Origin of the sequence: Ureibacillus yapensis (genome assembly GCF_003515775.1) — a bacterium.
Classification (GTDB): Bacteria; Bacillota; Bacilli; order Bacillales_A; family Planococcaceae; genus Ureibacillus; species Ureibacillus yapensis.
The window spans coordinates 83632-96808 of sequence record NZ_QWEI01000010.1 but is presented as its reverse complement, the minus strand read 5'-3'; the positions used below and the strand labels follow the sequence as shown (position 1 = coordinate 96808).

The 13177-nt window shown below is 38.6% G+C and carries 10 protein-coding genes; 5 read left to right on the top strand and 5 right to left on the bottom strand.

Annotation, left to right across the window (positions count from 1 at the left end; all coding sequences use genetic code 11):
• Positions 1-326 precede the first annotated feature (326 nt).
• Both pheS and pheT read left to right on the top strand, forming a co-directional pair.
• Positions 327-1367, top strand: a complete 1041-nt coding sequence (gene pheS / locus D1B33_RS15470; protein WP_118877305.1) for a phenylalanine--tRNA ligase subunit alpha — start codon at positions 327-329, stop codon at positions 1365-1367.
• A 3-nt stretch (positions 1368-1370) separates the two neighbouring features.
• Positions 1371-3776 carry a phenylalanine--tRNA ligase subunit beta gene (gene pheT / locus D1B33_RS15465; RefSeq protein ID WP_118877304.1) on the top strand — a complete coding sequence of 802 codons (2406 nt, stop codon included), beginning with the start codon at positions 1371-1373 and terminating at the stop codon, positions 3774-3776.
• 53 nt (positions 3777-3829) lie between these two features.
• On the opposite strand, the gene D1B33_RS15460 is transcribed toward pheT, so the two are convergent.
• The 5 genes from D1B33_RS15460 to D1B33_RS15440 form a co-directional block, all read right to left on the bottom strand.
• Positions 3830-5344, bottom strand: coding sequence for a CoA-acylating methylmalonate-semialdehyde dehydrogenase (locus D1B33_RS15460; RefSeq protein ID WP_118877303.1), 1515 nt, complete (start codon positions 5342-5344; stop codon positions 3830-3832).
• A 19-nt stretch (positions 5345-5363) separates the two neighbouring features.
• Entirely contained in the window at positions 5364-6491 is a 1128-nt protein-coding gene (gene ald / locus D1B33_RS15455; RefSeq protein WP_118877302.1) for an alanine dehydrogenase, read from the bottom strand.
• Between the two features lies 1 nt (position 6492).
• On the bottom strand, positions 6493-7851 hold the full coding sequence (locus D1B33_RS15450) for an aspartate aminotransferase family protein (protein ID WP_118877301.1): 1359 nt from the start codon (positions 7849-7851) through the stop codon (positions 6493-6495).
• A gap of 186 nt (positions 7852-8037) precedes the next feature.
• Positions 8038-9108 (bottom strand): PucR family transcriptional regulator, encoded by a 1071-nt coding sequence (locus D1B33_RS15445; protein WP_158583003.1) that lies wholly within the window; start codon positions 9106-9108, stop codon positions 8038-8040.
• A 158-nt stretch (positions 9109-9266) separates the two neighbouring features.
• Positions 9267-9617 carry a PucR family transcriptional regulator ligand-binding domain-containing protein gene (locus tag D1B33_RS15440; RefSeq protein WP_118877299.1) on the bottom strand — a complete coding sequence of 117 codons (351 nt, stop codon included), beginning with the start codon at positions 9615-9617 and terminating at the stop codon, positions 9267-9269.
• Between the two features lie 286 nt (positions 9618-9903).
• Here D1B33_RS15440 and D1B33_RS15435 point away from each other — a divergent pair, with 286 nt between their 5' ends.
• Genes D1B33_RS15435 through D1B33_RS15425 form a run of 3 tightly spaced genes read left to right on the top strand, consistent with a single transcriptional unit; the run spans position 9904 to position 13171 of the window.
• Complete coding sequence (locus D1B33_RS15435; RefSeq protein WP_233549504.1) at positions 9904-11484, top strand: amidohydrolase; 1581 nt, start codon at positions 9904-9906, stop codon at positions 11482-11484.
• Positions 11481-11684 (top strand): DUF3311 domain-containing protein, encoded by a 204-nt coding sequence (locus D1B33_RS15430; RefSeq protein ID WP_118877298.1) that lies wholly within the window; start codon positions 11481-11483, stop codon positions 11682-11684. Before D1B33_RS15435 ends, D1B33_RS15430 begins: the two co-directional genes overlap by 4 nt.
• A complete protein-coding gene (locus D1B33_RS15425) occupies positions 11681-13171 on the top strand; it encodes a sodium:solute symporter family protein (RefSeq protein ID WP_118877297.1) in 1491 nt (496 codons plus the stop codon). The genes D1B33_RS15430 and D1B33_RS15425 overlap by 4 nt, the downstream gene beginning before the upstream one ends.
• Positions 13172-13177: the final 6 nt, after the last annotated feature.

The following is a 13177-nucleotide window of genomic DNA, read 5'->3' as shown; positions in this document are numbered from 1 at the left end:
TTGTCGAAATTATTGAAGTTCACCCCACAAGCAGCTTCCGGGATCAGTAAATTGTGAAAGGAAAGCCGGCCAATCGAGTCGTTATGTCAATGAAGTGATTGCAAATCTAAGCAATAACTAGGGTGGTACCGCGAACTTAGTCCTCGTCCCTTTTTTGGGGGCGAGGCTTTTTTGTGTTTTGGATAATTTTTGAAACGTGAGCCATTCACAATAGAGTTCCGAGAATCGCAAGGAAAAAAGCGATCTTTTCAAATTTGAAACATTAACAATCAGCCATCTTCAGACGAAATCATTACAAACCAAAGTCACTTAAGGAGGTTATACACGTGGAGCAACAATTAAAGCAATTAGAACAAGAAGCATTAGCGAAGATACAAGCCGCGTCAAACTTAAAAGAATTAAATGATGTTCGTGTTGCGTATTTAGGAAAAAAAGGTCCAATCACGGATTTATTAAAGGGTATGGGAAAATTATCCCCTGAAGAGCGCCCGAAAATGGGGGCGCTTGTGAATGCAGTACGCGAAAATGTAACAGCACAGTTGGAAGAAAAAGCCGCTGTTTTGGAAGAGCAAGCAATCCAGGAGCAGCTTGAAAAAGAATCAATTGATGTTACGTTGCCAGGACGCAAAGTGCGCCAAGGGAACCGTCATCCTCTAACACGCGTAATCGAAGAAATTGAAGATTTATTTATTTCAATGGGCTACGAGATTGCCGAAGGACCGGAAGTTGAAAAAGATTACTACAACTTCGAGGCGCTGAATTTGCCAAAAGGCCATCCTGCACGTGATATGCAAGATACTTTCTATATAACGGAAGAAATTCTGCTTCGTACTCATACATCGCCTGTGCAAGCGCGTACGATGCTTGCGAAAAAGGGAGAACCTTTCCGCATCATTTGCCCAGGAAAAGTATTCCGCCGCGACAATGATGACGCCACACATTCACATCAATTTATGCAAATTGAAGGTTTGGTTGTCGGGGAAGATATTCGCATGAGCGATTTGAAAGGTACGCTTGACGCCTTGGCGAAAAAAATGTTTGGTGCAGAGCGCGAAATTCGCCTTCGCCCAAGTTTCTTCCCATTCACGGAACCATCCGTTGAAGTAGACGTGTCTTGCCATAAATGCGGCGGCTCTGGGTGTAATGTATGTAAACACACGGGCTGGATTGAAATTTTAGGTGGCGGAATGGTTCACCCGAACGTATTGGAAATGGGTGGATACGATTCGAAAAAATTCTCCGGTTTTGCATTCGGCATCGGAGCAGAACGTATTGCCATGTTGAAATACGGAGTGGACGACATTCGACATTTCTATACAAACGACAATCGATTCCTGGCACAATTCCATAGAACAGAGGGGGTATAAGACATGTTGGTTTCATTGAATTGGTTAAAACAATATGTTGATATAGATCATTTAGCACCACAGGATTTAGCTGAAAAAATTACACGTTCAGGCATTGAAGTTGATGCTGTCATCGATCGTTCGCAAGGTATGACAAATGTGGTGGTCGGGTATGTGGTTTCAAAAGAAAAACACCCTGACGCGGATAAATTAAATGTGTGCCAAGTTGAGGTAGGCGAAGGTGATGTGCGCCAGATTATTTGCGGTGCGCCAAACGTTGCTGCGGGGCAAAAAGTAATTGTGGCATTACCTGGAGCGCGTCTTCCGGGTGGTGTGAAAATCAAGAAAGCCAAAATGCGCGGGCAGGAATCGAACGGAATGATCTGTTCCCTGCAAGAACTTGGAATCGAAGGCCGTGTTGTACCAAAAGATTATGCTGATGGAATTTATGTATTGCCGGAAGATGCTGTTCCAGGCAGTGATGCACTTGAGTTAATTGGCTTGCGGGATACTGTTTTGGAACTCGGATTGACACCGAACCGTTCCGATGCGTTGTCGATGCTTGGGGTTGCATATGAAGTTGCAGCGATTTTATCACAAGAAGTAAACTTACCGGAAATACAATACAATACAACTTCCGAAAAAGCGGAAGATTATATCCAGGTGCGCGTGGAGGCAAAAGAAAATCCGTTATATGCTGCGAAAGTCGTAAAAAATGTAAAAATCGCGCAATCGCCTCTATGGCTGCAGCATTATTTAATGGCGGCTGGCGTACGTCCGCACAACAATGTTGTCGATATTACCAACTACATCCTAATGGAGTATGGCCAACCGCTTCATGCTTTCGACTATGATGCCTTAAAAACAAATGAAATCGTTGTACGATTGGCAAAAGAAGGCGAAAAAATCATCACATTGGATGATCAGGAACGTACATTAAAAGCTCATAACTTGGTTATTACAAACGGCGAAGAACCGGTTGCCATTGCCGGGGTTATGGGTGGAGCCAATTCGGAAGTAACAAGCGACACAACTACTGTTGTCATTGAAGCTGCGTACTTTGAAGGATTTTCGGTTCGACGCACATCAAAAGAATTAGGTTTGCGTTCGGATTCTTCTGCACGATTCGAAAAAGGCGTGGATCCAAACCGTGTACTTTTGGCAGCTGAACGAGCTGCGCAGCTATTGCAAGAGCTTGCCGGCGGGGAAGTGCTGGAAGGGACAGTAGCGGTGGATGATCTCGATAAAACACCTGCACGAGTTGTTGTGTCTCCAGACTTTATCAATGCCCGTCTTGGCATGAAAATCTCCTTGGAGGATATGCTGGAAATTTTAAATCGTTTAAAATTTGATGTGGAAGCGGCCAACGGATTTTTAATCATCGATGTACCGACACGTCGGCAGGATATTAAAATCGAAGAAGATATTGTCGAAGAAATCGCCCGTCTTTATGGTTATGACGAGATTCCAATGACATTGCCGGTAAATTATGAACAAGTAGGCGGATTAACTTCTTACCAAGCCAAACGCCGCATAGCACGGAATGTCATGGAAGGCGCAGGTCTTTACCAAGCGGTGACATATTCATTAACTTCCGAGGAGCTTGCTCAAAAGTTTGCATTCAAAGCGGAAGCAACGACAAAACTTTTGATGCCGATGAGTGAAGAGCGTTCGATTTTACGCCAAAGTCTGATTCCGCATTTAGTGGAAACGGCAAGCTATAATGTCGCTCGTAAAGCGGATTCGGTGGCTTTGTATGAGGTCGGTTCTGTATTCCTTGGCCAAACGGCAGAAGAGCTTCCTTATGAAGAAGAACACATTGCCCTTGTAATTTCAGGAAAATGGGTGGACAATGCATGGCAAGGTGAAAAGCTAACAGTTGATTTCTTTGTTGCAAAAGGAATTGTTGAAAGCCTATTTGAAAAACTAGGGTTAACTGAGCGTGTTACTTATGAAAAAGCTACGGTGGAAGGTCTTCATCCAGGCCAGACAGCTGCAATCCTTCTTGATGGAGAAAAAGTAGGGTTAATCGGCGGACTTCATCCAGCAGAGCGAAAAAAATACGACTTAAAAGAAACATTTGTAGCGGAAATCAACCTGCAAGCTATTCTTGAGGCTGAAGTTGAGGAAATCGTTTATAAACCGATTCCACGCTTCCCGGCCATTACTCGCGATATTGCATTGGTGCTTGACCGTTCTACACCTGCTGGAGAGATTAGCGAAATCATTCGCAAAGCGGGAACAAAGTTATTAAAAGATGTAAAAGTGTTCGACGTTTATGAAGGAGATAAAATGGAAGCTGACAAAAAATCAGTTGCCTTCTCTTTAACTTACTTCAATCCTGAACGTACTTTAACGGACGAAGAAGTAGTTAATGCCCACGAGAAAGTATTAAAAGCATTGGCTGAAGCCGGTGCGGAAGTAAGATAATAAAGTTCAATGGTGGTGAAAAGCTATTTGCTGATCACCACCATTATTATTTGCTATTTGTTACTCGGAAAAGCGAATGATAGATTATTGTTTTCACTAGGTGCAATCCAACGCTCTGAAATCATTTTTGATTTTGTATAGAAACGTACTTGATCTGGTCCAAACATTTGACCGTCTCCAAATCTTGAATCTTTAAAACCTGCAAAGTTATGATAGCCTACTGGAATTGGAATCGGGACATTTACACCGACCATCCCGACATCGATTTCTGTTGTGAATTTCCGTGCAGCTAAACCGTCATTCGTAAATATTGTTACGCCATTACCAAGTTCATGTTGATTGATTAAATGAATTGCTTCTTCTAATGTCTCTACACGTACCACATTTCGTACAGGCCCAAAAATCTCTTGTTCATAGATTTCCATACCGGGTTTTACATGATCAAATAAAGTTGGTGCAAGGAAAAATCCTTTACTGTTATTTGTTATTTCCTCGTTTCGCCCATCAATAACCAACTTTGCGCCTTCTGCTTCACCTTTTTCTATTGAATTTAGAATGCTTTGTTTAGCTTGTAAAGAAATAACAGGTCCGAAGTCTGCTCCATCTTGAAAATGACCAACCTTCAATGCACTGATTTTTTCTTTTAAGATTGGAATTAGTCTTTCGGCAGTTTCCGAACCTACTGTCATAAGGGTGGAAATTGCCATACAACGTTGTGATGCCGCACCATAACCAGCACTTATAAAAGCGTTTACTACTTGTTCTAAATCAGCGTCGGGCATTACTACCATGTTATTTTTACCCCCACCTAAGGCTACAACGCGTTTACCATGTTTTGCACTAGTTTCGTAAATATATCGAGCTACAGGTGTTGAACCAACAAATGATATTGCTTCAACCGCTGGATTTTGAAGCAGTTCATTAACGGCATCTTTATCGCCATTTACAACTGACCAAATTCCATCCGGCAATCCAGCTTGTTTCCAAAGTTCACTTATATATAATGCTGTCATAGGTACACGCTCGGAAGCTTTTAATATCACGGCATTTCCAACTGCAACTGCCATACTTGTTTGCGCAAGAGGTACCATGATTGGAAAATTAAAGGGTGCAATTGCAGCAACAACGCCTAATGGATATTTTGCGGAGTATGCATTTATTCCACCACCAACATTTACAGAATATTCACCTTTCATTAGATGTGGTACACCGATAGCAAGGTCAACGGATTCTAGACCACGCGTAATTTCACCTAATGCATCTTCTCTCGTTTTGCCGCTTTCAGTACAAATTAATTCCACTACTTTTTCGGTATTTGCCGATAATAGATTGCGAAATTTTAATACGATATCAGCTCGCTTTGAAACACTTAGATCTCTCCATGCAGGAAAAGCTTCTTTTGCTTTCTGAATTGCATTCTGCACCTCGGCAACTGAAGCTAAAGGTACTCTTCCAATTACTTCGCCCGATGCCGGATTGTATACATCAGAAAAGCGACCACTTGTACCAGGTACTTGTTCACCACCAATAAAATGAGTTAATTCCTTCACAGTAGTATAGTTCGCCATTAATTTATCCCCCTTAAAATTAAATCATTACTTCATTAGTAATTTGTTGATAGGCTTTATAAGAAAGGTTATGTGCTTTCGCTACGTTGTGATATGTTACATATCCTTTATATGTGTTTAGACCCTTGGATAAGGCTTCGTTTTGTGATAAAGCTTTCTCTACTCCTAAATTAGCAATCTGTAAAGAATATGGTAATGTTACATTTGTGAGAGCGATAGTTGATGTTTTCGCTACTGCACCTGGCATGTTTCCTACTGCATAATGGATTACTCCATGCTTTGTATAAGTTGGGTTTTCATGTGTTGTTACATGGTCTGCTGTTTCAACAATGCCTCCCTGATCAATTGCTACATCGATAATAACCGAACCAGGCTCCATTTTTTTGACCATTTCTTCCGTTACAAGTGTGGGCGCTTTTGTACCAGGAATCAGGACAGCCCCTATAACAAGATCGGCTTTTGAAACCTCTTCATTTATTGAATATGGGTTTGATATTAATGTTGTTAAGCTATTTCCAAAAATATTATTTAATTCTCGAAGTCTAGCTGGGTTGACATCCAATATTGAAACTTCAGCTCCTAGACCAACAGCTATAATGGCAGCATTCATACCTACAACGCCGCCTCCAATTATAGTTACACGACCACGTTTTACTCCTGGTACTCCAGCAAGCAGTAAACCTTTACCGCCATTTGAGTTAGATAAATAATGAGCACCAATTTGGGTTGCCATGCGTCCTGCAACTTCGCTCATAGGCGTGAGAAGCGGAAGTGAATTGTCTGCTAATTGAACAGTTTCATAGGCTAGCGCAGTTACTTTACTTTCCAATAAGTGGTGTGTTAACTCAGGTTCAGCAGCTAAATGCAAGTAAGTAAATAGAATTAAATTTTCACGGAAATACTTGTATTCTTGTTCAATTGGTTCCTTAACCTTCATTACCATTTCACAATCCCAAGCTTCTTTTGCGGTTTGGACAATTTGTGCACCAACTGCTTTGTACTCTTCGTCTGAAAAACCTGATCCGATACCGGCATTTGTTTCAATCAGGACTTGGTGACCATTATTGACCAGACTAAGTACCCCGGATGGAGTCATAGCTACTCGCTGTTCAAATACTTTGATTTCTTTTGGAATGCCAATTCTCATCTTACTGTCCCCCTAGAATTGATTTTATAGCTTGAATTAGGTTGGTGATTATAAAATCTTTTTCTTCAATGGTAATATTAAGTGGCGGAGATAATGTTATTACATTGTTGTAACCAGCTACTGTTACTCCATTTTTACCTATAATGAGACCGTTATTTTTACAATGAGCGATAATATCGTTAATTATTGACACATCAATGGGCTGTTTCGTTTCTAGGTTCGATACAAGTTCAATCCCGATTAATAATCCCTTGCCTCGAATATCCCCAATGTTGGGGTAATTTTTCAACTTATGTTGCAATTCTTTTAGCAAGATTGCACCCATCTCTTCCGAGCGAGTATATAAATCTTCATTTTCCATTATTTCCAGGTTTTTCAAGGAAACTGCACAAGCAGCAGGGGAGCCGCCGAAAGTATTAACATGACGGAAGAAATCATAATTTCCTTGATTCATGAAAGCTTCATAAATTTCGCGACGGACAGCTGTTGCAGAAAGTGGCATATATGCACTTGTTAAACCTTTTGCCATTGTTACAATATCAGGCTTAATTCCATAATTTTGATGTCCAAATGCTTTACCGGTACGTCCGAATCCACATATTACCTCATCAACAATGAGCAGTGCACCGTGATGTTTACAAATTTGTTCTACACCTTGCAAATAGTTATCTGGAGGCATGATCACTCCACCACCTGTAATGATAGGTTCCAGAATTACCGCTGCGATTGTTTCAGGATGTTCCCAAGTCATTACTTCATCGATCGCTTTCACAGATGGCAGGTCAATAGGATTCTGACTATCCTCAGGATAACGATATTGATCTGGTGCCTTTACATGCAAGAAACCGGGTGCTAATGGCTCATATCTATATTTACGATCTGCTTGACCAGTTGCAGCTAGCGCTCCCATCGAATTGCCATGATATGCCCGGTATCGGGAGATAAATTTATAGCGATTGCTTTCGCCCTTTTGTTGAAAGTATTGGCGCGCAATTTTAAAAGCAGTTTCATTAGCTTCGGAACCACTATTCGAAAAGAATACGACATAGTCATCGCCTAATAAGTTGCTGATTTTCTCAGATAATAAAATAGCTGAAGGGTGACTCATCGAAAGAGGAGTATAATTATTATTAATTAATTGATTATAGGCAGCTTTTGCAATTTCCTCACGTCCATAACCAACGTTAACACACCAAAGCCCAGACATTGCATCCAAATAACGTTTTCCATTAATGTCTGTCAACCAAGAGCCATCAGCTTTTTCGATAATCATCGTTGAATCAGGATTATAAGGCTTCATGGAATGCCATAAGTACTTTTCATCTTTTTGCTCTAGACTCAGGCCAATTTTTGTTTTCATTGTTCAACCACTCCCTTTGTTGAAATGCTGTTTTCTAATTCTATTGTGCCTTGATGATATGAAACTAGCATCTTACATTTCGTAAAAAATCTTGGGAGTCCGATTTCACATATTGCATATTAAATTGAATTTTCAGCTGTGGAAGGTGACGGTTTGTATAGTGTTCATACCTTTTTAAATCATCATTTAAATGGCCCGTATTTCATTTTCCTGGAAGTTATATTGTGTAGTTAGCAGCATTATTTCAAGAGCAAGGCGTTTTTGCGGTAAGAGGTAATCACTACCGAGTAGCGACTCAATTTTATCTAGTCGATGATATAAAGTTTGCCGTACAATGAAAAGCTTTTCCGCAGTTTCTTGCTTCATGCAATTGCATTGTAAATAAATTTGCAGCGTTTCAACGAGCTGGCTCTTGTGCTTTAAATCGTAATCATAAAGGGGCTTTAGAAAATCTCTGGCCATTTCTAAAATGGAAGTATTTTTTTGAATTTGCAGAACAATTTGGTATATAAACAGATCCTCATAAAAATAGGATAAATGTTGGGAGTTCATTCGGATTAAAAGTGTATCTTTTGCCGTTTCGAAACTATTGGAAACAAATTGATAATCGTTGACAATTTGTCCAACAGCAGTAGTCATTTTTAATTGTGTATAATAATTATTGCGTTTGAATACTCTTAGTTTTTCAATACAACCTACTATACGTTTTTTTAGATCTTGTTGGGTTAGATCCGCAATTATATATATAAGTTGATTAGGCAATTCGACTAAGAATATAGCAAAGCCGTTTTTTTCAAAAATGCTTCGTGAATAAAGTTTATAATAGGTTAAATCGAAGTTTTGTTTAGACCTTTGGAATTTTTGTATGAGTACAAAATATCTACAATTAAGTAATTTATAATTATTTTGTTCATTTAAAAAAGAATTTAACTCCATTAAGTTAACTGAGCCATCCAACCATGAGTGCAAGAATGTGCGTGACTCCAAATTTTGTTTTTCTTCAGTGTATAAACTGCGCAATAGAAATTGGGAGAGTGCTATAACGGTACGATCCAAAACAAGAGAGTCAAATTCAGTAATTTCACGTTCCTCACTAAAAATACATACTTCTCCATAGCTCTCTTCCAATATATTTACGTCACACTTGGCAAAATAGGGTGACGTTTCATTTGCATTAAATTCTTTCCGCAATCTCTCATAGACGGACTGTCCAATATTGGGTATAAATTGTGATTGCTGTCCAAAAATATTAAACACAACATTTAGACCTAGAAATTTATATAGTCTCATCAGAATTTGCTCATAATGATTAATTTTCAATGTTAGTTTATTAATTTCTTGGGCGTAGTCATCTAGTCTTCGCATTAGGTTATATTGTTCATTAATTATGAGTGCGTGGATGTCTTGTGTAATTTCTATAAAAGGGATAATCTCTTCAAAAAAAGAATGGGGAATTGATATTTATTAGCTAATTTTACGACAGAATCAGGAACCTTACGGATATTTTCACAACATTCTATACAAAGGGCAGGGACTTGTTTTTTTATTAACTGCTTCACAAATTCCAGAAAATCACTTTCATTTTTTAAATAAATGCCTGTTGTTAAAATGAGCTCGTTTCCCTTAATGAGTTCACCAAAATTGGTTGTCTCTAAAATGTGAATCCATTTCAAATTTTTTTTGAGTCCTTGGTGTCCAGCAATAACTTTGGCTTTAGGAAAATGACTTTGATTAAGTAATTCCTTAACAGTTAATGAATAAGACATTAAAATTCCTCCCTTGAATAAGGTAACAGCAATTTAATACTCGAAGTTTAGACTGGTTGTTTAGATTTAGAAGTAGTGTTTTAGAAGAAATAACACTTTTTTAGAGAAAGTAATTCCTTATTTAGAAAAATATAACATAAAGTAAAATGGAAAAGTGAGATTTTTTACTTTTTGTAAATATCAGTATGTAAAACAGCTATGGTATATTTTCAGTTATAGAGAAAAAAGTAAAAAGGGAGGGGTTAATATAAGAAAGTTAGCGTTTATTAATGGTGAAGTAATTACTGTGAATCCACAAGGTGATGTTTTTGAGGCATGTTTAGTTGAAGGTAACCGTATAAGTAAAGTTGGAACGACAGAAGAGATTAAAAAACTGCTAAACATTAAAACAGAGATTATTGACTTAAAAGGGAAGACAGTTTTACCCGGATTAATAGATGCGCATATGCATCTTTATTTGTATGGAATATCATTATTAAATTTGAACTGTAAAAATCCTGGTATCACATCTGTAAAAGAGTTACTAGGGGAAATAAAAAAAGTAGTTTCAGAGAAAGCAAAAGGCGAAGTTATTCGTGTATTTGGATTTAATGAACTAATGGTAAAGGAACAGAGATACCCAACGATACAAGAACTTGACGAATTGACAACGGAGCACACAATAATTATTACTCGAACATGTGGACATATAGGGGTCGTTAATACTGCAGCCTTACAACTGGCTGGTATAAACCATGACACAATTGATCCTCATGGAGGGACAATTGAAAAAGATGGCTATGGACGTTTGACAGGCCGATTGATTGAAAATGCTTTTTTAGAGTTTAACCAGTATGTACCATACAGTGAAGAAGAATTATATAATGCATTGGAAAAAGCCCAGGAACAATTATTGTCTTATGGTATAACAAGTGTCCATGATGCAGGAGGATTTGATGAGAATAGTTTCCGTGTTATGCAACAGGCTTCACAGGCGGACCAATTAAAGCTGCGCGTTTATGCAATGATTGGTTCATTAAATAATTGTGAAACATTTACTAAGAATATGATTGCTTCAGGAATTGTTACTAATACAGGAAATGATTCATTCAAGATTGGCCCTGCAAAATTGTTTACTGATGGAAGTAGTACAGGACCTACCATCGCAACACGTGAACCATATACGAGTGATTCAGAAAACTACGGTTATTTGCAATATTCCGAGGATGAATTGTACAAAATTTTCTCTCCGGCCCATAAAAAAGGTTACCAATTAACAGTCCATGCACAGGGGGATAAAGCGATTGAGCAGTATTTAAATGTCATAGAGCGACTGCAGGAATTGCATCCACGTCAAGATCACCGTCATCGTGTAGAACATTTGGGAGTTTGTCCACCAGACTTACAACAGCGAGTACGTGATTTAGGATTAATTCCGGTTCTTAACCCACCATTCCCTTTTGAATTTGGTGAAAGTTATCTTCGCAATTACGGCGGACGTACAGACTACATGTATGCAGCAAAGCAATTGATTGATTTGGGGGTAGTTGTAACAGCAGGTTCAGACGCTCCTATTACAACTGCGAATCCATTTGTCGGTATGTTTATGGCGGTTGAACGAATTACGAAAGGCGGAACACCATTCGGACAGGTACAACGTGTAACACTTCTGGATGTTATTCGTATGTACACTATAAATGCAGCCTATGCAAGTCGAGATGAAAAAATAAAGGGAAGTATCGAAGTTGGAAAGTTGGCAGATTTGGCGATTTTAAATAAATCAATCTTAAACTGTCCAACTGAGGAACTGCTGGATGTTGAAGTGGAGATGACTGTTCTTAATGGAGAATTTGTTTATTCTAAACATTCTTGCGAGGTGAATATATGAGAAAGTATTCGCAGTTTTTACTGATTATACCCTTTATAGGGATGTGTTTACTGTTGCCATGGGCAAATCGCATAGAAGTATTCGTATTTGGCTTGCCGTTTTTACTCTTTTGGATTGCTTTATGGATGCTCCTTTCTTCACTGATTTTATATATCGTATATAAACTAGATCCTGAAAATGAAGGAAGTGAAACCGAATGAATGCTGCGTTAATCATTATTTTCTTGTTTGCTGCAATCGCACTTTATTTAGGCATAAGAGCCACACGTGGGAAAGAAATGAATGTTGATGAATTTGCAGTTGGAAATAAAGGGTTCGGCACATTATTTATATTTCTACTAATTGCAGGGGAAGTTTATACTACATTTACCTTCTTGGGGGGAAGCGGCTGGGCATACTCAAATGGTTCAGCAGCTTACTATGTACCAGCGTACATTTGTTTGGCGTACGTATTATCATATTGGATTATCCCGAAAATATGGCGGTTTGCGAAAAAGAACAATGTTATTTCACAACCGCAATATTTTATGAAGGCTTACAATAGTAAAGGACTTGGAATGGTCGTAGCCTTTATTGGTTTAATCGCTTTAATTCCCTATATTGTAATCCAACTTAAAGGATTGGGCATTATTGTTTCGGAAGCGTCATATGGTGCGATAACACCTGTTATGGCATCGACCATTGGCGCAGTTATTGTTACGATATATGTCGTTATTTCCGGAATTCATGGATCTGCATGGACTGCAGTATTGAAAGATATCATGATTTTGTTTGTAATTGTATTTCTTGGTATTTATATACCTTATCATTATTTTGGTGGCATTCAACCAATGTTTGAAGCGGTACAAGCAGTTAAACCGGAAGCGCTATCATTAGCTCCGGAAGGGTATAGCGTTTCTTGGTTTATTTCTACGATTGTATTAAATGCGTTTGGCTTTTACTTATTACCTCAATCTTTTAGTGTTATTTTATCAGCAAAAAGCCAGCGTGCATTAAAGAAAAATGCTGTAACATTACCGTTATATACATTATTAATATTATTTGCCTTCTTTATTGGATTTGCTGCAATTGTACAAGTACCCGGCCTTCAAGGAGCGGAGGGCGATTTATCGTTATTACGCCTGGTCATGCAAACCTTTGATCCATGGTTTGTGGGGATAGTTGGAGGAGCAGGACTTTTAACGGCACTCGTACCTGTCTCTGTTATGATTATGTCTGGGGCTATTGGATTAATGACAGGTTTCTACAAATTAATCAGGCCTCAATCAACAGATCGACAACAGCTAACGATTTCCAAGGTATTTGTTGTATTGATAATTATCGTAGCTTATCTGTTTACAATTAAGGGCGGTAATGCTTTGGCAATTTTGAACATTATGTCGTATGGATTAATCACGCAACTAGTACCAGCAATAATTTTTAGCTTCTTTAATTCCAAATTAATGAACAAATATGGCGCTATAGCTGGAATTCTTACAGGGGTATCGATCGTGTTGTTTAACGCAGTAACAGCATTTAAGTTAAAAGTAATTTTCCCTGAGATTCCAAGTATTATTAATGATATTAATATTGGATTTGTCGCGATTATTGTTAACATTTTCATCGGTATAATCGTAAGTTTAGCAACAAATTCGTTAGTCCAAAGGCAAAAAGAAGCTAAGATGACAGAGGAGATAGTAACCAATTAAAGGAGG